Source organism: Kribbella sp. NPDC104218 (assembly GCF_055584105.1).
In genome coordinates, this window is record NZ_JBVJMQ010000001.1 from 772,745 (window position 1) to 794,181 (window position 21,437).

Annotated in this window: 24 protein-coding genes; 8 read left to right on the forward strand and 16 right to left on the reverse strand. The window is 69.7% G+C overall.

All coding sequences use genetic code 11. The features are described from left to right. Positions 1–37 precede the first annotated feature (37 nt). The 5 genes from ACZ6ZD_RS03570 to ACZ6ZD_RS03590 all read right to left on the reverse strand — a co-directional run bounded on the left by ACZ6ZD_RS03570 (position 38) and on the right by ACZ6ZD_RS03590 (position 6,302). Positions 38–1,144 carry a GuaB3 family IMP dehydrogenase-related protein gene (locus tag ACZ6ZD_RS03570; protein ID WP_465667979.1) on the reverse strand — a complete coding sequence of 369 codons (1,107 nt, stop codon included), beginning with the start codon at positions 1,142–1,144 and terminating at the stop codon, positions 38–40. Between the two features lie 25 nt (positions 1,145–1,169). Then, complete coding sequence (gene guaB, locus ACZ6ZD_RS03575; RefSeq protein ID WP_465667981.1) at positions 1,170–2,684, reverse strand: IMP dehydrogenase; 1,515 nt, start codon at positions 2,682–2,684, stop codon at positions 1,170–1,172. A 133-nt stretch (positions 2,685–2,817) separates the two neighbouring features. Further along, complete coding sequence (locus ACZ6ZD_RS03580) at positions 2,818–4,173, reverse strand: hypothetical protein (RefSeq protein ID WP_465667983.1); 1,356 nt, start codon at positions 4,171–4,173, stop codon at positions 2,818–2,820. Continuing rightward, entirely contained in the window at positions 4,166–4,777 is a 612-nt protein-coding gene (gene shbA / locus ACZ6ZD_RS03585; RefSeq protein WP_465667985.1) for an RNA polymerase sigma factor ShbA, read from the reverse strand. Before shbA ends, ACZ6ZD_RS03580 begins: the two co-directional genes overlap by 8 nt. 121 nt (positions 4,778–4,898) lie before the next feature. Then, positions 4,899–6,302, reverse strand: a complete 1,404-nt coding sequence (locus ACZ6ZD_RS03590) for an AAA-type ATPase lid domain-containing protein (RefSeq protein WP_465667987.1) — start codon at positions 6,300–6,302, stop codon at positions 4,899–4,901. Between the two features lie 174 nt (positions 6,303–6,476). Here ACZ6ZD_RS03590 and ACZ6ZD_RS03595 point away from each other — a divergent pair, with 174 nt between their 5' ends. Genes ACZ6ZD_RS03595 through ACZ6ZD_RS03610 form a run of 4 tightly spaced genes read left to right on the forward strand, consistent with a single transcriptional unit; the run spans position 6,477 to position 9,684 of the window. Further along, positions 6,477–7,514: an amidohydrolase family protein gene (locus tag ACZ6ZD_RS03595; RefSeq protein ID WP_465667989.1), complete on the forward strand. Its 1,038-nt coding sequence runs from the start codon at positions 6,477–6,479 to the stop codon at positions 7,512–7,514. Next, positions 7,514–8,194 carry an iron-sulfur cluster assembly protein gene (locus ACZ6ZD_RS03600; RefSeq protein ID WP_465667991.1) on the forward strand — a complete coding sequence of 227 codons (681 nt, stop codon included), beginning with the start codon at positions 7,514–7,516 and terminating at the stop codon, positions 8,192–8,194. The genes ACZ6ZD_RS03595 and ACZ6ZD_RS03600 overlap by 1 nt, the downstream gene beginning before the upstream one ends. After that, the gene (locus tag ACZ6ZD_RS03605; RefSeq protein ID WP_465667993.1) at positions 8,194–9,219 is read left to right on the forward strand and encodes an NAD(P)-dependent alcohol dehydrogenase; all 1,026 of its coding nucleotides are present in this window, start codon (positions 8,194–8,196) and stop codon (positions 9,217–9,219) included. The genes ACZ6ZD_RS03600 and ACZ6ZD_RS03605 overlap by 1 nt, the downstream gene beginning before the upstream one ends. A gap of 9 nt (positions 9,220–9,228) precedes the next feature. Further along, positions 9,229–9,684: a DUF1097 domain-containing protein gene (locus tag ACZ6ZD_RS03610; protein WP_465667995.1), complete on the forward strand. Its 456-nt coding sequence runs from the start codon at positions 9,229–9,231 to the stop codon at positions 9,682–9,684. Here ACZ6ZD_RS03610 and ACZ6ZD_RS03615 read toward each other — a convergent pair. Continuing rightward, on the reverse strand, positions 9,681–10,289 hold the full coding sequence (locus tag ACZ6ZD_RS03615; protein WP_465667997.1) for a TetR/AcrR family transcriptional regulator: 609 nt from the start codon (positions 10,287–10,289) through the stop codon (positions 9,681–9,683). The genes ACZ6ZD_RS03610 and ACZ6ZD_RS03615 overlap by 4 nt on opposite strands. Positions 10,290–10,377: 88 nt before the next feature. Here ACZ6ZD_RS03615 and ACZ6ZD_RS03620 point away from each other — a divergent pair, with 88 nt between their 5' ends. Then, complete coding sequence (locus ACZ6ZD_RS03620) at positions 10,378–10,740, forward strand: hypothetical protein (protein WP_465667999.1); 363 nt, start codon at positions 10,378–10,380, stop codon at positions 10,738–10,740. Here ACZ6ZD_RS03620 and ACZ6ZD_RS03625 read toward each other — a convergent pair. From ACZ6ZD_RS03625 to groES, 3 genes are all read right to left on the reverse strand, one after another. Continuing rightward, entirely contained in the window at positions 10,708–11,169 is a 462-nt protein-coding gene (locus tag ACZ6ZD_RS03625) for a GNAT family N-acetyltransferase (RefSeq protein WP_465668001.1), read from the reverse strand. The two genes, ACZ6ZD_RS03620 and ACZ6ZD_RS03625, sit on opposite strands and share 33 nt — an antisense overlap. 71 nt (positions 11,170–11,240) lie before the next feature. Further along, the gene (gene groL / locus ACZ6ZD_RS03630) at positions 11,241–12,860 is read right to left on the reverse strand and encodes a chaperonin GroEL (protein WP_465668003.1); all 1,620 of its coding nucleotides are present in this window, start codon (positions 12,858–12,860) and stop codon (positions 11,241–11,243) included. Between the two features lie 119 nt (positions 12,861–12,979). Beyond that, positions 12,980–13,276: a co-chaperone GroES gene (groES, locus tag ACZ6ZD_RS03635; RefSeq protein WP_130384566.1), complete on the reverse strand. Its 297-nt coding sequence runs from the start codon at positions 13,274–13,276 to the stop codon at positions 12,980–12,982. 241 nt (positions 13,277–13,517) lie between these two features. On the opposite strand from groES, the gene ACZ6ZD_RS03640 reads away from it, so the two are divergent. From ACZ6ZD_RS03640 to ACZ6ZD_RS03650, 3 genes are all read left to right on the forward strand, one after another. After that, positions 13,518–13,988, forward strand: coding sequence for a peptidoglycan-binding domain-containing protein (locus ACZ6ZD_RS03640; protein ID WP_465668006.1), 471 nt, complete (start codon positions 13,518–13,520; stop codon positions 13,986–13,988). 100 nt (positions 13,989–14,088) lie between these two features. Beyond that, entirely contained in the window at positions 14,089–14,679 is a 591-nt protein-coding gene (locus ACZ6ZD_RS03645; protein ID WP_465668008.1) for a peptidoglycan-binding domain-containing protein, read from the forward strand. Between the two features lie 9 nt (positions 14,680–14,688). After that, on the forward strand, positions 14,689–15,837 hold the full coding sequence (locus ACZ6ZD_RS03650) for a class I SAM-dependent methyltransferase (protein ID WP_465668010.1): 1,149 nt from the start codon (positions 14,689–14,691) through the stop codon (positions 15,835–15,837). Between the two features lie 232 nt (positions 15,838–16,069). On the opposite strand, the gene ACZ6ZD_RS03655 is transcribed toward ACZ6ZD_RS03650, so the two are convergent. Genes ACZ6ZD_RS03655 through ACZ6ZD_RS03685 form a run of 7 tightly spaced genes read right to left on the reverse strand, consistent with a single transcriptional unit; the run spans position 16,070 to position 21,437 of the window. Next, positions 16,070–16,780 (reverse strand): alpha/beta hydrolase, encoded by a 711-nt coding sequence (locus ACZ6ZD_RS03655; RefSeq protein WP_465668012.1) that lies wholly within the window; start codon positions 16,778–16,780, stop codon positions 16,070–16,072. A gap of 11 nt (positions 16,781–16,791) precedes the next feature. Beyond that, the gene (locus ACZ6ZD_RS03660) at positions 16,792–17,232 is read right to left on the reverse strand and encodes a GNAT family N-acetyltransferase (protein WP_465668014.1); all 441 of its coding nucleotides are present in this window, start codon (positions 17,230–17,232) and stop codon (positions 16,792–16,794) included. After that, a complete protein-coding gene (gene tsaD, locus ACZ6ZD_RS03665; RefSeq protein ID WP_465668016.1) occupies positions 17,229–18,284 on the reverse strand; it encodes a tRNA (adenosine(37)-N6)-threonylcarbamoyltransferase complex transferase subunit TsaD in 1,056 nt (351 codons plus the stop codon). The genes ACZ6ZD_RS03660 and tsaD overlap by 4 nt, the downstream gene beginning before the upstream one ends. Further along, positions 18,281–18,724, reverse strand: coding sequence for a GNAT family N-acetyltransferase (locus ACZ6ZD_RS03670; RefSeq protein ID WP_465668018.1), 444 nt, complete (start codon positions 18,722–18,724; stop codon positions 18,281–18,283). Before ACZ6ZD_RS03670 ends, tsaD begins: the two co-directional genes overlap by 4 nt. Continuing rightward, positions 18,721–19,383, reverse strand: a complete 663-nt coding sequence (tsaB, locus tag ACZ6ZD_RS03675; protein ID WP_465668020.1) for a tRNA (adenosine(37)-N6)-threonylcarbamoyltransferase complex dimerization subunit type 1 TsaB — start codon at positions 19,381–19,383, stop codon at positions 18,721–18,723. The genes ACZ6ZD_RS03670 and tsaB overlap by 4 nt, the downstream gene beginning before the upstream one ends. Position 19,384: 1 nt before the next feature. Next, the gene (tsaE, locus tag ACZ6ZD_RS03680) at positions 19,385–20,311 is read right to left on the reverse strand and encodes a tRNA (adenosine(37)-N6)-threonylcarbamoyltransferase complex ATPase subunit type 1 TsaE (protein ID WP_465668022.1); all 927 of its coding nucleotides are present in this window, start codon (positions 20,309–20,311) and stop codon (positions 19,385–19,387) included. Positions 20,312–20,318: 7 nt separating this feature from the next. Then, a complete protein-coding gene (locus ACZ6ZD_RS03685; protein WP_465668024.1) occupies positions 20,319–21,437 on the reverse strand; it encodes an alpha/beta fold hydrolase in 1,119 nt (372 codons plus the stop codon).

Below are 21,437 nucleotides of genomic sequence, written 5' to 3' on the forward strand. Positions count from 1 at the left end.
GGCCGGGCGCGCTACCGCACGTCGCTCGCGACGTGATTCAGCCGACGACTACTTCTACGCGCTGGAACTCTTTGAGTTCGGTGTAGCCGGTGGTGGCCATGGCTCGTTTGAGGGCGCCGACGAGGTTCATGGTGCCGTCGGGGACCCAGGAGGGGCCGAAGAGGATCTGGTTCATGGTGCCGGTGACGCCTACTTCGACGCGTTCGCCGCGGGGGAGGTCGGCGTGCCAGGCTTCGGCGCCCCAGTGGTAGCCGCCGCCGGGGGCGTCGGAGGCGCGGGCGAGGGGGGAGCCGACCATGACGGCGTCGGCGCCGCAGGCGATGGCCTTGGCGACGTCGCCGGAGCGGCCGACGGAGCCGTCGGCGATGACGTGGACGTAGCGGCCGCCGGACTCGTCCATGTAGTCGCGGCGGGCGGCGGCGACGTCGGCGACGGCCGAGGCCATCGGGACGGCGACGCCGAGGACCTTGCGGGTGGTGTGGGCGGCGCCGCCGCCGAAGCCGACCAGGACGCCGGCCGCGCCGGTGCGCATCAGGTGCAGCGCGGCCTGGTGGGTGGCGCAGCCGCCGACGATGACCGGGACGTCGAGGTCGTAGATGAACTGCTTGAGGTTCAGCGGCTCGGCCTGGCCGGAGACGTGCTCGGCGGAGACCGTCGTCCCGCGGATGACGAACAGGTCGACGCCGGCGTCCACCACGTGTTTGGCGAACTGCTTCGTCCGCTGCGGCGACAGCGCGCCCGCGACGGTCACCCCGGAGGCGCGGATCTCCTGGACGCGCTGCGAGATCAGCTCCGGCTTGATCGGCGCCGAGTAGATCTCCTGCAGCCGGTGCGTCGCGCGCTCGCGGTCCAGCGAGGTGATCTCCTCGAGCAGGCCGGTCGGGTCCTCGTAGCGGGTCCACAGACCTTCGAGGTTCAGGACGCCGAGACCACCGGCCTGACCGATCGCGATCGCGGTCGCCGGCGACATCACCGAGTCCATCGGGGCGGCCAGGATCGGCAGCTCGAACCGGTAGGCGTCGATCTGCCAGGCGGTCGAGACCTCCTCGGGGTCGCGCGTCCGGCGGGACGGCACGATCGCGATGTCGTCGAACGCGTACGCCTGCCGCCCGCGCTTGGCCCGGCCGATCTCGATCTCGGTCATCTGGTGTCCTTCGTAGGCAGGCGGATCAGCGGCCGGAGTAGTTCGGGGCCTCGACCGTCATCTGGATGTCGTGCGGGTGCGATTCTTGCAGGCCGGCCGAGGTGATCCGGACGAAGCGGCCGTTGTCCTGCAGTTCGGTCACGGTGCGCGAGCCGCAGTAGAACATCGACTGCCGCAGGCCGCCGATCAGCTGGTGCGCGACGGCCGCGAGCGGGCCGCGGTAGGGCACCTGGCCCTCGACGCCCTCGGCGATCAGCTTCTCGTCGCTGCCGACGTCACCCTGGAAGTAGCGGTCCTTGGAGTAGGACTTGCGCAGGCCGCCGGCCGACGACATCGCGCCGAGCGAACCCATCCCGCGGTAGGCCTTGAACTGCTTGCCGTTGATGAAGACCAGGTCGCCGGGCGACTCCTCGCAACCGGCCAGCAGCGAGCCGAGCATCACGGTGTCGGCGCCGGCGACGAGCGCCTTGGCGATGTCACCGGAGTACTGCAGACCGCCGTCGCCGATCACCGGCACGCCGGCCGGCTTACAGGCCAGCGAGGCCTCGTAGATCGCGGTCACCTGCGGGACGCCGACGCCCGACACGACCCGCGTCGTACAGATCGAGCCCGGGCCGACGCCGACCTTGACGCCGTCCGCGCCGGCATCGACCAGCGCCTGCGCGCCGCCGCGGGTGGCGACGTTACCGCCGACGATGTCGACGCCGCGGGTGGCCGGGTCGGCCTTGAGCTTGCGGATGATCTCCATCTGGGCCTTCGAGTGCGCATGCGCGGTGTCCACGACGAGGAGGTCGACACCCGCCTCGACCAGCGCCATCGCGCGCTTGTAGGCCTCGCCGAAGAAGCCGATCGCGGCACCGACGCGGAGCCGGCCGCTGTCGTCCTTGGTGGACAGCGGGAACTTGTCCCGCTTGACGAAGTCCTTCAGCGTGATCAGGCCGGTCAGCTTGCCGGCGTCGTCGACCAGCGGCAGCTTCTCGACCTTGTGCTTGCTGAGCAGCAGCATCGCGTCGTCCGCGGAGATGCCCTGTTTGCCGGTGATCAGCGGCTGCCGCGTCATCACCTCACGGACCGGCCGGGCCATGTCGTTCTCGAAGCGCATGTCACGGTTCGTGACGATGCCGACCAGGACGCCGGCGTCGTCCACGACCGGGACGCCGGAGATCCGGTACTGCCCGCAGAGCGCGTCCGCCTCGCCGATGGTCGCATCCGGCCCGATCGTGATCGGCTGGGCGATCATCCCGGACTCGGAGCGCTTGACCAGGTCGACCTGCTGGGCCTGGTCCTCGATCGACAGGTTGCGGTGCAGGACGCCGAGACCGCCCTGGCGGGCCATCGCGATCGCCATCCGCGCCTCGGTGACGGTGTCCATCGCGCTGGACAGCAGCGGGATGGAGACCTCGATGTTCCGGCTCACGCGGGAGCGGGTGCTCACCTCGGAGGGGATGACGTCGGACTCGTTGGGCTGCAGCAGGACGTCGTCGAAGGTCAGACCGAGGACGGCGAACTTGTCGGGAACTCCAGCGGGTGTGATGTCCATGGGAAAAACGAGCACCTTTGTCCGGCGAGAACGGAACACCATCCTATGCCGCCGTCACGAGGAGTCAGAATCGGCCGTCCACAGGCATGACCAGGGCCCGGGTACGGACCCGGGCCCCGCGTCGGCGTTCAGCTCACTTCTGGCGCTTGTTCAGCACTCCGAGAATCTGCAGGACGGCCTCGTCCTCGACCGACCCGTGGGTGCGCTCGATGGCCGCGTGCTTGCCCTCGACGTACTTGCCGGTGGAGTGCTTGCCCTTGGTGTAGGCCTTGCGGACCGAGCCGGAGGCGACCTTGCCGCTGGAGTGCTTGCCGAAGTACCGCTCGGCGCTGCGCAGCTCCAGCGGAGCGCCGGTCGGCGTCGGCAGGATCGGCGCGATCGCCTTCGCCAGCTTCTCGGCCTCGGCGACCGCCTTGTCCTCGATCGGCTTGACGTCGCCGCTCGGCGCGTCCCCGGTGGGCAGGCCGGTCGGGGTGTCCCCCGGCTTGGTGTCGCCGGTCTCACCGGTGTCCGAACCCGGCTGCTCCGGGAGGCCCGGGTTGCCGGAGCCCGGGTTCTCACCCGGGTTCTCGCTCGGCTGGCCGCCCGGGTTGGTCCCGGTGGTCGGCTGCGTGCTCGGCTGCGTCCCCGGGTTGCCGTTCTCGCCGTTCCCCGGCGCCGGTGTGGTCGGCGGGGTGCTCGGCTCGGTCGTCGGCGGCGTGGACGGCGGCGTCGTCGGCTCGGTCGGCGGCGTGCTCGGCTCCGTCGTCGGCGGCGGCGTGGACGGCGGCGGGTCGGACGGGACCGGGTCGGACGGCTTCTCCGTCGGGTCGCCGTTACCCGGCTGCGGCTCGGACGTCGTCGGCGGCTGCGTGGTCGTCGTCGGCGGCGGGACCACCGGCTGCTCGATCACCGTCGGGTTGGTGATCACGGCCGGCCGGGCCAGCGGCGGCAGTACGGCGACGGTGTCCTGCGGGACCTCGCCGTTGGCCAGCGTCTTGTCCTCGCCGGCCTCGGCCTCCGCGGCCTTCTGCTCCTGCTTCTTCTGGTAGTCCTTCGCGACCTTGACGATCGTCGTCCGGTCCACGACGGGCAGCCCCTCGAGCTGCTCCTTCGGGAAGTCCGTCGTCGGGCTGACCGCGTCGGTGATCTTCTCGATCACCTTCTCGTACGGCGACAGCGGGTCACCCGTGACCGCGGCGGCCACACCGGACACCGACAGCGCCGCCACCGCGGCGACGCCGAGCGCCAGACCACGGGCCGCCATCTTGCGGGCGAACGGGTCCGTCACCGGGTTCAGCGCCGCGCAGCGAGCCAGGAAGCTCTCCGCGTCGTCGATCGTCTCTTCGGGGAGCTCGTCCTCGACCTCCACCGCCAGCCGCAGCTCGGCCAGCAGTGCCACGGCCGGGTCGTGCTCGCCCGCGAACCGCGCGGACTCCCCTCCAGCGGCCAGCAGGTCGAGCAGTGCGTCATCGGCGTCGATCGCGTCGAGGTCGAAACGGTCAGCCATGATGCCCCTCCCCTGCTCCTCGTCCCTCATGCCCCACATACCCCCTGAGCGTGTTCAACGCCCGATGCTGTGCGACCCTCACCGCCCCCGGTGTCATCCCCAGTGCCCGGCCGGTCTCCTCGGCTGACAACCCCGCTACCACCCGGAGCCGCAGGATCTCCCGCAGCTTCTCCGGCAGTTTCTCCAGGAGGTCCATGATGTGCTGGACCTCCGAGTGCCGGACCGCGTGCTCCTCCGGCGTCGGTGACTCGTCGGCGCCGTCCGGCAGGTCCGGCGTCGAGACGTCGGCCACCGCGTACGCACGCTGGGCATCGGCGACCTTGCGGGCCGCGATGCCGTAGACGAAGGCCTCGAACGGCCTCCCCTCGTCCCGGTACCGGCCGAGTGCGCCGAAGACCGCGACACAAACCTCTTGAGCGACGTCGTCGACCATGTCGGCGCCGCCGGGATAGGTCCACAACCGGGACCGTACATAACGGTGCGCCACTGCGCGCACCCGGGTGAGCAGGTCGTTCAGAGCTGTGTGGTCGCCGCCGCTCGCCAGCGCGGCCAGATCCCTGAGCTCGACCCGGTCGTGGGTGTGCGGTACTCGGACCTCGGTCACCCCTCGCCCCCTCGTGTCGGACCGGTCAGCCTGAAAGATGGTACGACTCTCACCTCTGCTTGCCTAGTGGCAATTGGTGGCACTTAGTGGCCACTTCCAGCCATTTGCTCACGATTTGTGACTACTGGGCCGTACGGATGCCGTACTGGGCGATTTTCCGGTAGATCGTCGCCCGGCTCATCCCTAGCTCGTCAGCCGCGTCTTTCATCGACACGCCCGGCCGGCCGAGGACTCTGATGATCTCGTCGCGTTCGAAGCGCTCGATCGTGCTGAGCCGGTGGCTGGGCCCGGAGCGAAGCTCTCCAGGCAGATGCCGGACGTCGATGACGTCGGTGCGGCCGGCCACGACCTTGACCAGCCGGTGCAGCTGTTCGACGTTCCCTGGCCACGCGTAGTCGGTCAGCGCCCGCTGCGCGGCCGCGGTGAACTCGACGTCCCGCCCACGAGCGCGACGAGCGGCGTACCGCGCCAACGGCAGTACGTCGCCGGAGCGGTCCCGCAGCGGTGGCACTGGTACGACGGTGTCCACCAGAGCAGCCAACGCCGCCGGGATGTCCTCGAACCGCTCGGCAGTCATCGAGAACGGGACCGGTCCTTGAACACTGTGGATCAGGTCGCGCAGCCGCTCGGCAACCCAAGCCGGCAGGACGTCGACGTCGCACAGCACCACTGCCGTATGCGGCTTGCCCAGCTCCGGCGTCCAGAGTGAGAGCCAGGCTTCGACGTCCTGTGGCGCCGGCGGGCTCGCAGCGAGGATGCGCTCCCGCGGTCGCGTCTCCCGCTCGCCCTGCGCGAGCAGTGTGGCCCGGCCGGACCCCGCCTCCCCCACAGCGGCCACCACTCGGCCCGCAGCGAAGGCCTGCTTGGTCAGCGTCAACGCAGTGGTCCACGCACTCGACAGCGAACGCAGAGTCCCCGAGCCGGGCTCCAACCGGGCTGACTCGACCCGGAAGACCTCACCACGCGGCGCCGGTCGCGGACTCCGACCCTGCGACCGCGCCAGCATCAGAGCGGTCGTATTACTGGCCGCGGACTGCGCCAACGCGAGCAGCAGCTCACTGGACGACTTGTACCACGTTGTCAGATTCACGCTGCCTTCCAGCCGACCGCTCAGCGGATCCAACACCGGTACGGCCGCGCACGTATAAGTACAGAGGCTCTGCGCGTAGTGCTCCTCCGCCCGGACCAGAGTGGGCGCCCGGTCGGCCAGCGCGAGCCCGAGGCCGTTCGTCCCAGTCTCCCGCTCCGAATACGCGAATCCAGGCGCCAGATGGACGGCGTCCAGCGCGCGGAGCAGGCTGTGGTCGCCGCTGAGCCGGTTGAGCACCAGCCCGTCCGCATCGGTCAGCATCAAGCTGATCGGCTCAGCCGCCAGCGTCTTGTGCAGGTCGGTCAGCACCTCACGGCCGCACTGGAAGAACAGCGACTCCTGGTCGAACGTACCGGCGAACACCGGCTCCACCTCTTCGACCGAGACGCCGTACTCCTGACTGCGTTGCCAAGAGGCCTGCAGCCGTTCGCTCATCTCCACGGGCGGCCTCCTCTCTCCACGAGGGTGCAACGACCAGACCAACGCGTCCAGAGGTCCCTGTCTCAGATTGAGACAACGGCACGTCTCAGATTGAGACTCCGACCGTCTGCCGCCGTCCATGACCCGTCCCTACCTTCAACGTCAACCGGCGCATGAAGGAGTACGCAGATGTACAGCAAAGACGGCGAGAACTACTACATCGTGGACGCCCACGTCGCCCTGTGGGACGCCCGTCCGGAGAACCAGCGCAACCTCCACGGCAAGCAGTTCATCGACTGCTTCTACGACTACCACCGCAACCTGTCACCGGAACAGGAGGTGTGGCCGTACGAGGAGTACCTCTACCAGGGCGGCGAACGCCTGATGCGGGACCTGTTCGAGCTCGGCTACGTGGACCACGCGGTCTTCCAGCCGGCTCAGCTGGGCGAGTTCTACCGCAACGGCTTCGGTCAGACCGAGGAGGCGTCGCAGCTGGCCGCCGAACACCCGGACAAGCTCACCTACAACCACAACTTCGACCCGCGCAACGGCGAGGCCGGTCTGGACCAGCTGCGCGCGGACGCCGAGCGGTTCGGCCTCAAGGGCGTGAAGCTCTACACCGCCGAGTGGCACGGCGAGTCCCGCGGCTGGCGGCTCGACGACCCCTGGTCGTACCGCTACCTGGAGCTGTGCCGTGAGCTCGGCATCACCAACATCCACGTCCACAAGGGCCCGACGATCCGGCCGCTGGACCGGGACGCGTTCGACGTCGCGGACATCGACCACGTCGCGACCGACTTCACCGATCTGAACTTCGTCGTCGAGCATGTCGGCCTGCCGCGGCTGGAGGACTTCTGCTGGATCGCCACCCAGGAGCCGAACGTGCACGGCGGGCTTGCGGTCGCGATGCCGTTCATCCACACCCGGCCGCGGTACTTCGCCCAGATCATCGGCGAGCTCCTCTACTGGATCGGCGAGGACCGGATCCAATTCTCCTCCGACTACGCGCTCTGGACGCCGAAGTGGTTGATCGAGTCGTTCGTCGACTTCCAGATCCCGGCCGATCTGACGGAGTACGCGCCGCTGACGACCGCGCAGAAAAAGAAGATCCTGGGCTTGAATGCGGCCAAGATGTACGACCTCGACGTCCCGGCCGAGCTGCGGCTGCCGGACGCCGACGAGACCGCGACCGGCCCGCGCGGCGCCGACGACCTCGTGGACGCCTGATGAACGTCCAGGAGAAGCAGGCGTACGCCGCCCTGGACGCCGTCGTCGACCCGGAGCTCGACGAGCCGATCACCGATCTCGGGTTCGTCCGGTCGGTCACGGTCGCCGGCTCGGCGGTCGAAGTGCACCTGCGGCTGCCGACCGCGTTCTGCGCGCCGAACTTCGCTTATCTGATGGCCTCCGACGCCAAGGACGTGCTGACCGCGCTCGACTGGACGGATCTGGTGACCGTCCAGCTCGACGACCATCACGACTCCGAGCTGATCAACCGCGGGCTGGCTGCGGACGCCGGGTATCGCGGCACCTTCAAACACGAGGCCGAGCGGGACCTCGACGAACTGCGCGCGACCTTCCAGCGCAAGGCGCACACCGCGGCGATGGAACGCTGCCTCACCTACCTGCTCCGCGAACAGCGCGACGTCCAACTCGGCTCGGTCACCTTGGCCGACCTCCCGGACGACCAGCACACCGAGGCCCTCCGCCGACGCCGGACAACGATCGGTCTCCCGAACACACCCGACGCCCCGGTCCTCGTCGACCACACGGGTACGCCGTACGCCGAAACCGCCGTACCGCTCGCATTGCGCCGGGCCCGCTCGACGCGGATCTCGATCGAGGGCAACGCCCACTTCTGCCGCGGCCTGCTGCGGACCCGCTACCCCGATGAGGAGACAGCCTGATGAGAGCCGTCAACGTGGTGGGCTACCACCGCAATCTGGAGGCCGCTGAGGTCCCGGAGCCGCAGATCGCGCATCCGTGGGACGTCGTCGTCCGCATCGGCGGTGCGGGCGTTTGCCGGACCGATCTGCACATTCTGGAAGGACAGTGGGCCGAGAAGAGCGGTGTGGCGCTTCCGTACACGATCGGCCATGAAAACGCGGGCTGGGTACATGCGGTCGGCTCTGCGGTCAGCAACGTCCGCGAAGGCGACAAGGTGATTCTGCACCCGCTGATCACCTGCGGCCTGTGCCGAGCCTGCCGCTCCGGTGACGACGTGCACTGCGAGTCCTCGGCGTTCCCAGGCATCGACACCAACGGCGGGTACGCCGAGTACCTGCTGACCTCAGCCCGCAGCGTCGTCCGCATCGACGACTCCCTCGAACCGTCGGACGTCGCCGCACTCGCGGACGCCGGCCTGACGGCGTACCACGCGGCCGCGAAGGCAGCCCGCCGCCTGACGCCGCGGGACCGTTGTGTCGTGATCGGCGCGGGCGGCCTCGGCCACATCGGCATCCAGGTGCTGAAAGCGCTCACCCCGGCCGAGATCGTCGTCGTCGACCGGAACACCGACGCGGTCAAGCTGGCCGAGTCGATCGGCGCCGACCACGGCATCGTTGCCGATGGCAACCAGGTCGACGCGGTCCTGGAGCTGACCGGCGGCGTCGGCGCGGAGGTGGTCGTCGACTTCGTCGGCGAAGGCGGCGCCACATCCGAAGGCATCCGGATGCTGCGCCGGGCCGGCGACTACCACGTCGTCGGCTACGGCGAGGACGTCGTCGTCCCGACCATCGACATCATCTCCACCGAGATCAACCTCATCGGCAACCTCGTCGGCTCCTACAACGACCTCTGCGACCTGATGGCCCTGGCCGCCCGCGGCGCAGTCAAACTCCACACCACCAAATACCCCCTCGACGCCTTCCAACAAGCCCTCGACGACCTGACCGCAGGCAACGTCCGCGGCCGCGCCATCCTCGTCCCCTAAGGAGCTGCCATGAAGAACTTCCTCGGCGTCGGCATCTCGGTCGGCCTGCTGGCCGGGATCTGGACGCAGGTCAGCATCGAGCTGTCCCTCGTCACCTGGGCCGCCTTCGTCGCCTGGGCCTGCTACTTCGCCGCCGGCGGCGGACGCACCGGCTTCACCCGCGGCCTCGCCGCCAACCTCTCCGGCGCACTCTGGGGCTGGCTCGCCAGCCTGTTCCTCAACCACGCAACCTTCACCGGCGCCGTCGCGATCGCCGTCACCGTGGTCGCCTTCATCCTCTGCGTCCAAGCGGCGCTCGGCGTCCTCGGCTTCATCCCCGGTGCGTTCGCCGGGACAGCCGTCTTCTTCGGGACGTCGTTCGACCTCTGGGGAACGCTGATCGCACTGGTCGCCGGCGCCTGCCTCGGTTGGCTGTCCGACCTTCTCGGCCAGCGGATCCAGCGGGCGGTCGCCCAGCCTGCCTAGCTCAGTTCTTCGGTGATCAGGAGGGCGGGATCGAACTTCATGCCGGCGAAATGGCCCGCTAGTTCCAGTGAGAGGACTCCGTGCAGGCGGGTCCAGAAGGACAGGGCCTGGTGTAGGAGCTGGGCCGGTGCGGCGTCTGCGCCGGCCCAGGCGCGGTGCGTCTCCAGGTGGACGTCGAAGGGGGTCGCTGGGCGTTCGGTCGGCGTCGCGGCCTTGATCAGGACGGCCATTACCTCGGCTGAGATCGCGGTTGTGTCGGCTGGGGCGTGGTAGCCGGGCACCGGCGTTCCGTAGATCAGGAAGTAGCGCTGCGGGTCGGCATGCGCCCACTCGCGAATGACGGTTGCCAGAGCGAGCAGGTCCGCGCCGGCGTCGGACGCCGCGCGCACGGTGTCGGCCAGTGACCGGTAGGCGTCCCGGATCAGGGCGGTGATCAGCTCGTCCCGATTGGCGAAGTAGCGGTACAGGGCCGGGCCGCTCATGCCCATCTGCTTGGCGATCGCGTTCAGCGACAGCGCAGCGACTCCGGCCGCGCCGATCTGTTCCCAGGCGTGCTGCTTGACCTCGTCCCGGACCTGCTCCCGATACCGCTCCCTCGGACCCATAGTTAGAACCTCTCACGTTTCCTATTGACTCTCAACCTGGCTGAGTTATAGCTTCTAACTAACACAACAGCTTCTTAGGAGAGTTCAGATGACCAGCACCCTCAGCACCCCCGTCAGCGCCGTCCCGACGCCCGTTCGCGGCCCGTCCCGCGGCATCGTGATCGCCGCCTGGATCTTCCCGGTGATGGTCGCCACCGGCTGGGCGTTCCTCGGCGGCATCCCGGTCCTGATCGTGCTGATCAAGGCGATCCGGCAGCGCGCGGTCCGGCTGTGGGCCGCGCTGCTGACGACCGCGTACGCCGTCCCGGTCGCCGTCTGGCAGCTCGGGCCGAGCGACGCGCCCAGCCTGACCAAGTTCATGAGCCCGCTGCTGACCTACAGCCTGGTCGCAGCCGGCCTCATCGTCGCGATCGCCGTCTCAGTCCAGCGGCGGCGGCGTGAAGTGAAGTAGGTGACTGGCCTCGGCGCCACCCCAGTCGATCGGCGTCCGGCCCGCTTCCTGCCAGCCGGCGCGGCGATAGAGCGCGACCGCCGCCGAGCCCGGCTTGTCCACTACTTCCAGCACGAGCTTTCGCCCCAGCGCGGCGGCCGTCGTCACACAGTGCTCGAGCAGCGCCCGCCCAACACCCGCCCGGGTAGCCTTCGGGTCCACGAACAGGCGCTCGACCGAAGCGCCCGCCGAGCCATCGGCCGTCAGGACGACGTGGCCCACAACTCGGCCGTCGAGATCGGCCACCCAGGCGCCGAGCCGATCCGCCGGTGTCAGCCAGGCGCGCGGATCCGCCGGCCAGTTCACCGGGTAAGCGGCGACGTCGTGAACCTCGCGCAGCAACGGCACACAGACGTCCAGGTCCGCGTCGGACCGCTCCCGAATCTCCACGAGCGCTACCAAAGCACAACCGCCCCGGCACACGAGGTGCCGGGGCGGTGCGAACTGCTTACGACCTGAGGTCAGTGACCGTGGCCGTGACCGTGACCGGCCGCGGCGGGCTCCTCGTCCTCGGGCTTGTCGACGACCAGGGTCTCGGTCGTCAGCAGCAGGGCGGCGATGGAGCCGGCGTTGGCGAGCGCGGAACGCGTCACCTTGACCGGGTCCAGGACGCCCTGGCCGAGCAGGTCGCCGTACTCGCCGGTGGCGGCGTTGAAGCCGCTGCCGACCTCGAGCTCCGCGACCTTGGAGGTGACGACGTAGCCCTCGTAGCCGCCGTTCTCGGCGATCCAGCGCAGCGGCTCGACGACGGACTTGCGGACGATCCGGACGCCGGCGAGCTCGTCACCGGTGAGGTCGAGACCGTTGTCCAGCACCGTGGCGGCGTGCACCAGGGCGGAACCGCCGCCGGCGACGATGCCCTCTTCGATCGCGGCACGCGTCGCGGAGACGGCGTCCTCGATCCGGTGCTTCTTCTCCTTGAGCTCGACCTCGGTGGCCGCGCCGACCTTGATCACGCAGACGCCGCCGGCGAGTTTCGCCAGCCGCTCCTGCAGCTTCTCGCGGTCCCAGTCGGAGTCGGTGCGCTCGATCTCGGCCTTGATCTGGTTGACCCGGCCCTCGATGTCGTCGGCCTTGCCGGCGCCCTCGACAACGGTGGTGTTGTCCTTGGTGACGACGATCCGGCGCGACGTACCGAGCACCTCGAGGCCGACCTGGTCGAGCTTCAGCCCGACCTCCGGCGCGATGACCTGGGCGCCGGTCAGGGCGGCGAGGTCCTCGAGCATGGCCTTGCGGCGGTCACCGAAGCCCGGCGCCTTGACGGCGACGGAGGTGAAGTTGCCGCGGATCTTGTTCACCACGAGGGTGGACAGCGCCTCGGCCTCGACGTCCTCGGCGATGATCAGCAGCGTCTTGCCGGACTGCACGACCTTCTCCAGCAGCGGCAGCAGGTCCGCGATCGCGGAGATCTTGCCCTGGTGGATGAGGATGTACGGGTCCTCCAGCACCGCTTCGCCGGCCTCGGCGTCGGTGATGAAGTACGGCGAGATGTAGCCCTTGTCGAACTGCATGCCCTCGGTGAACTCGAGCTCGGTCCCGAAGGTGTTCGACTCCTCGACGGTGATCACACCGTCCTTGCCGACCTTGTCGAACGCGTCCGCGATCAGGGCGCCGATCTCGGCGTCCCGGGCGGAGATGGTGGCGACGTGGGCCATGTCGCCCTTGTCGTCCACCGGCCGGGCGGTCTCGACGAGCCGCGCGGAGACGGCCTCGACAGCCGCCTCGATCCCGCGCTTGAGGCCCATCGGGTTGACCCCGGCGGCGACGGCCCGCAGGCCCTCGTGCACCAGCGCCTGCGCCAGCACCGTCGCGGTGGTGGTGCCGTCACCGGCGATGTCGTTGGTCTTGGTGGCGACCTCCTTGGCGAGCTGCGCGCCAAGGTTCTCGAACGGGTCGTCCAGCTCGACCTCACGCGCGACGGTGACACCGTCGTTGGTGATGGTCGGGGCGCCCCACTTCTTGTCCAGGACGACGTAGCGGCCCTTCGGCCCCAGCGTCACCTTCACCGTGTTCGCGAGCTTGTCGACGCCGCGCTCCAGCGCGCGCCGCGCGTTCTCGTCGAACTCGAGGATCTTCGGCATGAAGAAAACCAGTCCTTTTCTGAATATCCGGGGTACGGCGGGTCCCGCTGTCCTGACCCACTCCGCCCCGGTGCCATCAGGCAGCCGGGGCGGTGTCAGTCAGGAACAGCGGGCGGTCGTCACTTGCTGACGACTGCGAGGATGTCGCGGGCGCCCAGGATCAGGTAGTCCTGGCCGTCGTACTTGACCTCGGTGCCGCCGTACTTGGAGTAGATGACCTTGTCGCCGACGGCGACGTCCAGCGGGACGCGGTTGCCGTTGTCGTCGATCCGGCCGGGGCCGACGGCGAGGATCTCGCCCTCCTGCGGCTTCTCCTTGGCGGTGTCCGGGATCACCAGGCCGGACTTCGTGGTCTGCTCGGCTTCGAGCGGCGCGACGAGGACGCGGTCCTCGAGCGGCTTGATCGTGACCGACACTTGCTGACCTCCACGGTCGATTCGCTTGTCTGTTCAAGGTGGTCGCGCTCCCCTGCCGTCGCGGGGGTCAGGAGGCCGGACCGTTTGGCACACTCGAGGCGAGAGTGCCAACACCGAATCTAGGCCGCGATTAGCACTCGGTCAACTCGAGTGCCAAATCCCCAACCAATCCCGGGCCGTGGGTGTCCAACCGCACACAGGATCCGATCGAACGGATCCCGTCCACTCTGGGGAGAACAGCATGATCCGTCGTCTGCCGGCCGTCGCGCTCGCCGCGGTCGCCCTTGTCGCCACCCCGCTCGTCGCCGCCTCCTCGGCGTCCGCCGCGCCGCTCAGCCAGTGCGACGCCGCGACGTTCAAGAACGTCGGCGGCGGCTGGGAGGTGTTCGTCCCGAGCGTCTGGGAGTCCACCAGCACGACCTGCAACCTCAAGTACGGCGATCTGCCGCACCGCGACCCGAACACGCCGTTCGGCGACCCGACCCGGGCGATCCAGGCGCTGCAGAGCAACCTGAACTACTGCTACGGCGCGAAGCTGGCCAAGGACGGCCGCTACGGCGCGCAGACGCAGGACGCCGTCAAGGCGGCCCAGAAGAAGCTCAAGCTGACCGCGGACGGCATCTACGGCCCGTCGACCCGATCGACGATGAAGTGGCGGATGTACAACCCGACCACGAAGACATGGAGCCAGGCTTGCTACGACAAGCTCTGAGCTGTAAGCACCCGAGTACGGATCGTGGTCCCGCGCTGGCCTATTGCAGGCCGGCGTGGGACCGTTTTGTTCGACCGGTTCGTCCGTCCGAGGAGTGCCCATGGCTTTCAGCCTGCCGAAGCTGCCGAAGTTCTCCGGCCGCACGATCGCGGTTCTGGCCGCAGCCGGCGCTCTGACGGTCGGTGCGGTCGCAGCCGGCGCCACCAAGGACGAAGCGGCACCCCAGAAGCCCGCCAGCGGCGGCGAGGCGGCTCCGCCGGTCGCTGACCCGCTGACCACCTCTGCCGAGGCCGCTGCAGCCGCTGAGGCCAAACTGGGGCAGTGCCGCGACGCCCGGCTCGTCCCGGTCAACAAGACCTGGGGCATCCCGTTGCCGTCCGTTCTGGGTAGCACGAGCACCAACTGCAACCTCAAGTACGGCGACAACCCGCACCGCGGCTCGGACCGCTCCGGCAAACCGGACACCGCCATCCAGGTCCTGCAGCGCAACCTGAACTCCTGCTACGGCAGCAGACTCACCGTCGACGGCATCTACGGCAAGAACACCCGCGCGGTGGTCAAGATGGTCCAGCGCAAGCACAAGATCATCGCCGACGGCATCTACGGACCCAAGACCCGCTCCGCGATCAACTGGCGCCTCTACTCGTCGTCCACCCGCACGTGGAGCAAGACCTGTTCCAGCCCGCTCTAAAGTGTGCGGGTGACTGTTGCGGCGCTTCTGGACGATGTCGGTGCCGAGGTGCTGGCGGCGGCCTGTGCTGAGTACGCCGTGGGTCGGGAGCTGCAGGTCGTCGAGAAGCTGCGGAAGCGGTACGACGGCGCTCTGGTGAGTGCTGCGGTGACGCAGGCGGCTCTGCGCGTCAGGGCGGTGGCCAAGTTCGGTGCGGACGCGGAGCGGATGTTCTTCACGCCGGACGGCTACGAGCAGGCGACTCGGACGACGGTCGGCGTCCACCGGGCCGCTCGGATCGCTGCGGCCCTCCCAGGGGCCAGCGTGGTCGACCTGGGATGTGGAATCGGTGGCGACCTGATCAGCGCCGCCCGCGCCGGGCTGCGCGTCACCGGCATCGAGCGGGACGCCGAAACCGCAGCCGCGGCTCGCGCCAACCTGGCCGCGTTGGGGCTGCCCGGTGAGGTGATCGTCGGCGACGCTGAGTCGACCGAGCTGACGACGTACGACGTGGTGTTCGCGGACCCGGCGCGGCGGGCGGACGGACGGCGCGTATTCGACCACAACGCCTACTCACCGCCGTGGAGCTTCGTGACCGCGCTTCTGGAGCGCACTGCGTGCGTGAAGGTCGCACCGGGCATTCCGCACGACGCAGTGCCCGAGGACGTCGAGGCCGAGTGGATCAGCGACGCCGGAGAGGTCAAGGAGGCAGCGCTCTGGTCTGGCGCCTTGTACGCCGGTGTCGCGCGTCGGGCGACCCTGCTACCTGGCGGCGCGACTGTGACGACCGCACCGGAGGCTGTGGTCGGCCCGGTGGGCAAATACCTCTACGAACCGGACGGCGCGGTCATTCGGGCCGGTCTGGTGACGGCAGTGGCCGCTGCGGTCGACGGGCGGCTGCTGGATCCGCGGATCGCGTACGTCACTTCTGATGCTCTTGAGCCAACTGCGCTCGCCTCGGCGTACGAGGTGGTCGAGGAGCTGCCGTACAAGGAGAAGTCGCTGCGGGCCTGGGTCCGGACGAACGGGATCGGGACGCTGGAGATCAAGAAGCGCGGCGTCGACCTCGACCCCGCCGTCCTGCGCAAGAAGCTCGCGCCGAAGGGGACCGCTACCGCCACGCTGCTGATCACCCGGATCGGCCGGGACGCGGTCGCGTACTCCTGCCGGCGAATTTAGGACTTGCGTTCGAACTGTATTCGAACATATGATCGATCTGCGAGCGGGTCTCCGGGAGACTGGCCGGCGGGCGAGGTGCTGCGTCCAGCTGATGCCCTCCCCCGGAGGCCCGCCACTAACCTTTCGTTCCACAACACGAGCCGTTCACCTCACTCGGCCACGCTGATCCCAGAACCGGTCCGCCGCTGACCGTTTACCTGGGGCACCAGCGGCCAACTCGCCCCAGGTCTCTTCACCCCCGAATCCGCCCCCGTACCGGCATCCGCAACCGCGCCCAAGCAATCTGCGCCACCGCACCCAGCAGGTGCCCAGCCGGCGCCCGCACCGGCCAGACCCGATCCTTCTCTTCGCCGACCGCTCCGGTGAGTGCTTCCTGGGCGAAGGTGGTGACGATGGCGTTCCAGTCGTCGGCGCGCTGGAGCATCGCGTGGGTCTCGCCGTCCAGCAGGTGCACGGTGACCGGCGTCCCCGCCGCCCGCAACCGGTTCGCGTACGCGACCGTCCCCTTCGGCGAGGTCACCCGATCATCGTTGCCATGAGCAAACGTCACCGGCGGCCGCAGCGCGCTCAGCGGCTCGTCGACCGGTAACCACGGCGCCAGCCCCAGCACCCCGACCACCCGCGGATGCTCGCCCGCCGCAACCACCGCGCGCCCACCCATCGAATGCCCCACCAGCAGCACCCGCTCGTACCGCGCCGGCAACGCCGCCAGCACCGCGCGAAGGTCCACCGCGGCGTCCCCGGCTTCGTTCCAGCCGCGGTGGCGGTAGCGGAGCAGGCCGATGGCGGCGGTGGGGGTGGTGGATTTGAGGGCGGCAGCGAAGGGCCACGTGCGGAGGATGGGCGGGCGCCAGCGGCCGGGGGTTTTGGTGGAGTGTTCGTAGCCGCCGTGCGCCAGCAGGATGAGGTCGGTGGCGCCGGGCGGGTTGTGGAGGAGGTCCACGCCGGGGCGGCTCACCGGTAGAGGTCGGTGGGTTTGTGGCGCAGGGCCATGACGTTGCCGGGGTCGACCTCGGTGAAGCCGTGGCGGCGGTAGAGCTCGTGGGCGTCGTTGGTGGCCAGCATCATGGCGCGCAGCCCCTGCAGCTCGGGGTGCTCCAGGAGTGACGCGACGACGAACTTGCCGAGGCCGTGACCCTGGTGCGACGGGAGGACGAAGACGTCGGCGATCCAGGCGAACGTCGTCCGGTCGGTGACGGCGCGGGCGAAGGCGACCAGGGCGCCGTCCGCGGCGTAGACGCCGACGTTCAGCGAGCCCGCCAATGCCTGCGCGACCAGCTCCCGCGGGATGCCGGTCGCCCAGTACGACGTACTCAGGAAGTCGTGGACGACGTCGACGTCGATCCGCGCGAGGTCGTCGTCCGCCTCGAAACCGCCCGGGTGCGCCCACTTCACTTGTTCAGCACCTCCGTGATCGGCATCGAGGAGTCGGCCGGCAGACCGAGCGGGGACGGCGCCTTCCCGGCGCGAACCAGCTCGGAGCCCAGCGCCGCGACCATCGCGCCGTTGTCGGTACACAACCCCGGCCGCGGCACCCGAACCGCGATCCCGGCCGCGGTGCAGCGCTCCTCGGCCATCTGCCGCAGCCGCGAGTTCGCCGCGACGCCGCCGCCGATCAGCAGATGCTCGAACCCGCGGTCCTTGCAGGCGTCGATCGCCTTCCGGGTCAGCACATCGCAGACCGCCTCCTGGAAGGCCGCGGCGACATGGTTGATCGGCACGTCCTCGCCGTCCCGCCGCTTCGCCTCGACCCAGCGCGCGACCGCCGTCTTCAACCCGGAGAAGGAGAAGTCGAACCGGTGCCGCTCGAGATCGCGCTGCGAGGTCAGCCCGCGCGGGAACCGCACGTACGCCCGGTCGCCGCCGTCCCGCGCGGCCTTGTCGACGTACGGACCGCCGGGGAACGGCAGCCCGAGCACGCGCGCGACCTTGTCGAACGCCTCCCCCGCCGCGTCGTCGATCGTGCTGCCCATCGGCGTGACGCCCTCGGTGATGTCCTCGACCGCGAGCAGCGACGAGTGCCCACCGGAGACGAGCATCGCGACGCAACCCTTCGGCAGGTCGCCGTGCTCCAGGGTGTCGACCGCGACATGCGCGGCCAGGTGGTTCACGCCGTACAGCGGCTTGTCGAGCGACAGCGCCAGGCCCTTCGCCGCGGCGACGCCGACCAGCAGCGCACCGGCCAGACCGGGCCCGCTGGTGACCGCGACGGCGTCCACGTCGGTCGGCTTGATCCCGGCCGTCTCGCAGGCGCGCCGGATGGTCGGCACCATCGCCTCGAGATGCGCCCGGCTGGCCACCTCCGGGACGACGCCGCCGAACCGCGCATGCTCCTCGACACTGGACGCGATCGCGTCGGCGAGCAGCGTCTGCCCGCGCACGATGCCGACCCCGGTCTCGTCACACGACGTCTCGATCCCGAGGATCAGAGGCTCTTCCTTGCTCACGCTGTCTCCCGCCACCGCATGATCACCGCATCTTCGCCGCCGGCGTAGTACCCACGCCGCCGGCTGATCTGTCCGAATCCGTACCCGCCGTACAGCGCGATCGCCGACTCGTTGCCCGCGGCAACCTCCAGCAGGACCGTCCGCCCGGCGCACCGCTCCAGCGCTGCCGTCATCAACTGCCGCCCGATCCCGGTCCGCCGGTCCGCCGGGCGGACCGCGATCCGCAGCAACTCGACCACGTCGACCTCGACCGGCGGCACCAGCAGCACCACATACCCGACGACGTCACCTTCGTCCGCCACGAGGATCACCCGGTCCGCCCGCGCGAACTCCGACGACCAGCTGACGGTACTCCAGGCCTCCGGCCCGAAGCACACCTCATCGAGCTCGCTCACCGCGTCGAGGTCCGCGGCGACCGCAGGCCGGATCGCAGGCCTCACAGCACGCTCTTGGGCCCGGCCGACATGGTGACGTCCGGACGCCGCAGGTACAGCGGGGTCGGCGGCACGACCTCGAGCGTGCCGGTCGCAACCCCAAACGCCAGCACTTCGGCCGACGGGTACTCGACCACGCCTTCGGCCGGTACGCCGAGCGTCTCGCCGTACAGCACCGCGCCCCGCCCGATCACCGGCAACCCGGACAGCACATGCGCGACGTCGGCCGGCTTGTCGACGGCGGGACCCTCCAGCCGACGGCGGCTGCCGTCTGGGGCCGGGCCGTCGTACAGGGCCCAGTAGACCTCCTTGCGCCGCGCGTCCGTCGCGACGGCGACCGGCAGCGCCAACGCGGACTGGCGGGCGAGAATGTCGAGGCTGCAGACGCCGGCGACCTCGATCCCGAGGACGTCGGCCATCGTGCGCGCGGTGACCAGGCCGACGCGGAGGCCGGTGAACGGGCCGGGGCCGACGCCGACGGCGATCCGGGTCAGGTCGCGGGCTGTGCAGCCCGCGGTCTCGAGGGCGGCGGCGATCGCGGGCGCGAGCAGCTCGCCGTGCCGCAGCGCGTCGACCGTGGTCGAGGAGGCGGCGATCGCGCCGCTGACCGGGTCGGCGACCGCGACGGTCACGGCGGCGCTCGACGTGTCGAAAGCAAGCAACATGTCAGTTCTTCTCCAGTACGGACACGCGAACGCCGGACGCCGCCCAGCGCGGACCCACCGGGGTGATCCGCAGCTGCCGGGTCTCATCGGTGTCGTCGGCACCCCGGGTCACCACGACGTCGAGCCGGTCCGGCGCGAGTGCCTCGGCCAGGCCGTGACCCCATTCGACCACGGTGACCGCGTCGTCCAGGCTCGCGTCCAGATCGAGGTCGTCCAGCTCGGCGAACCCGCCGAGCCGGTAGGCGTCCACGTGGACCAGCGCGGGCCCGCCGACCAGTGACGGGTGCACCCGGGAGATCACGAACGTCGGCGAGGTGATGTCGCCGCGCACCTTCAGCCCGGCGCCCAGCCCCTGCGTGAATGTCGTCTTCCCGGCGCCGAGATCACCCGACAACACCAAGACGTCGCCCGCCCGCAGCTGCCCGGCGAGCTCCTCCGCGATTGCCCGCATCTCCTCGGCTGTCGGAACCGTCCGCTCGATCGGCATCGCCTTGGCGTAGATCAGGTTGTGGTCCTGCTGCTCGACGACGGAGTACCCGCGCCGCCGCCAGAACTCGACCGTGTCGGGCAGCTCGACCCGCGCCACCAGCCGGACCCGCGCCAGCCCGCGCCGGACGGCGACCTCCTCGGCGCAGCCGACCATCGCGGACGCGACCCCGCGGGCCTGGTGCCGGGGGTCGACCGAGACGCGGCGCAGGTTCAGCACCTCACCCTCGACCTCGAACAGGACGGCGCCGGCCGGGACGCCGTCGATCAGCACCAGCAGCCCGCCGTGCTTCTCGAGCGCCGCGCCGACGGTGGCCGCGTTCTCGGACAGGGCCGTCGACGGCGGGTCCAGCACCCGGCGGGCGGCAAACGCATGATGGATCACCGCGACGATGTCGTCCACGTGCTCGGACGTCGCGTCGACGACGTGCAAATCGGTCATTCCACCCTCAAGAGTTTCCCAGCAATGAGACTTCTGCTCGCTCGATCATGCCAAGGAGCGCCGCGGTGAACTCACGGTGGTGCTCGATCAGGCCCAGATGGCCGCAGTTGCGCACCTCGACGAGCTCGGCCCCGGGCACCCGGCGGACGATCTCCTCCGCGTGCGCGAACGGCGTCAGCGCGTCCTTGTCACCACCGACAACGACGCACTCGACCTTCTGCAACGGCTCCAGCGACTCGTACTTGTCGTGCAGCGCGAAGATCGGGTAGAAATCCGCGATCACCGAGATCGGCGTCGCCGCGATCATCTCGTTGACGAACTCGGTGAACGCCGGCGGCACCTCGGAGCCGAACGAGTACTTCCGGGTCAGCAGGTAGCTGATGTCGGTGCCGGCCTTCCGGCTGCGCTCGACGACGTCCGGGACGCGCGCCAGCGCCGAGACCGTCGGCGTCGCGAGCTGCCGCAGCCACCGGCCCGGCAGCCCGGGCAGGATGATCGGCACCTCGTCCAGCCGGCCGGCGCTCGTCGAGCACAGCCCGACGCCGATCACCCGGTCGCCGAAGATCTCCGGATGCTGATCGGCCAGCGCCATGATCGACATACCGCCCATCGAGTGCCCGATCAGGATCACCGGGCCGGTCGGCGCGAACCGCTCGAGGATGCCGCCGAGGTCGCGACCGAGCTGGTCGATGCTGATGTTCTCCTTCGGCGACCGCCCGGACCGGCCGTGCGAGCGCTGGTCGTAGAAGACCATCGTCCCGATCCCGGCCAGGTCGCGGCGCTCGAAGTGCCAGGCGTCCATGTTCAGCCCGTAGCCGTGCGCGAAGATCACCGTCAGATCCTCCGGCGGCAACGGCAACTTGCGCGCGAAGCGTTTCTTCGGCGGCGCCGGACGACGGGACCGCTTCAGCTCGTCGACCTCGACGTACAGCTCGACGCCGTCGTCCGCGGTGAAGACATGCGGCGTCCCGCGCAGGGAACCGAACGGCTCGGCCTCCAGCTGCGCGCGCTGCCCCGACCGCCGGCCGATCACCGTCCGCTCGACGGCCACCCCGGCCGCCGCACCGGCCGCCAGCACTCCGACCGCGGCGCCGATCAGGCCTGCGGTCCGCCCTGCCTTGGACAT

Coding starts and splice junctions, on each gene's coding strand:
- ACZ6ZD_RS03590 (WP_465667987.1), bottom strand. CDS start 6,302: ATGAGCGAACGGCTGCAGGCCTCTTGGCAACGCAGTCAGGAGTACGGC.
- ACZ6ZD_RS03615 (WP_465667997.1), bottom strand. CDS start 10,289: ATGGGTCCGAGGGAGCGGTATCGGGAGCAGGTCCGGGACGAGGTCAAG.
- ACZ6ZD_RS03580 (WP_465667983.1), bottom strand. CDS start 4,173: ATGGCTGACCGTTTCGACCTCGACGCGATCGACGCCGATGACGCACTG.
- ACZ6ZD_RS03645 (WP_465668008.1), top strand. CDS start 14,089: ATGGCTTTCAGCCTGCCGAAGCTGCCGAAGTTCTCCGGCCGCACGATC.
- ACZ6ZD_RS03685 (WP_465668024.1), bottom strand. CDS start 21,437: ATGTCCAAGGCAGGGCGGACCGCAGGCCTGATCGGCGCCGCGGTCGGA.
- ACZ6ZD_RS03600 (WP_465667991.1), top strand. CDS start 7,514: ATGAACGTCCAGGAGAAGCAGGCGTACGCCGCCCTGGACGCCGTCGTC.
- groL (WP_465668003.1), bottom strand. CDS start 12,860: ATGCCGAAGATCCTCGAGTTCGACGAGAACGCGCGGCGCGCGCTGGAG.
- ACZ6ZD_RS03570 (WP_465667979.1), bottom strand. CDS start 1,144: ATGACCGAGATCGAGATCGGCCGGGCCAAGCGCGGGCGGCAGGCGTAC.
- ACZ6ZD_RS03595 (WP_465667989.1), top strand. CDS start 6,477: ATGTACAGCAAAGACGGCGAGAACTACTACATCGTGGACGCCCACGTC.
- ACZ6ZD_RS03620 (WP_465667999.1), top strand. CDS start 10,378: ATGACCAGCACCCTCAGCACCCCCGTCAGCGCCGTCCCGACGCCCGTT.
- tsaE (WP_465668022.1), bottom strand. CDS start 20,311: ATGACCGATTTGCACGTCGTCGACGCGACGTCCGAGCACGTGGACGAC.
- ACZ6ZD_RS03605 (WP_465667993.1), top strand. CDS start 8,194: ATGAGAGCCGTCAACGTGGTGGGCTACCACCGCAATCTGGAGGCCGCT.
- ACZ6ZD_RS03610 (WP_465667995.1), top strand. CDS start 9,229: ATGAAGAACTTCCTCGGCGTCGGCATCTCGGTCGGCCTGCTGGCCGGG.
- ACZ6ZD_RS03640 (WP_465668006.1), top strand. CDS start 13,518: ATGATCCGTCGTCTGCCGGCCGTCGCGCTCGCCGCGGTCGCCCTTGTC.
- tsaB (WP_465668020.1), bottom strand. CDS start 19,383: ATGTTGCTTGCTTTCGACACGTCGAGCGCCGCCGTGACCGTCGCGGTC.
- guaB (WP_465667981.1), bottom strand. CDS start 2,684: ATGGACATCACACCCGCTGGAGTTCCCGACAAGTTCGCCGTCCTCGGT.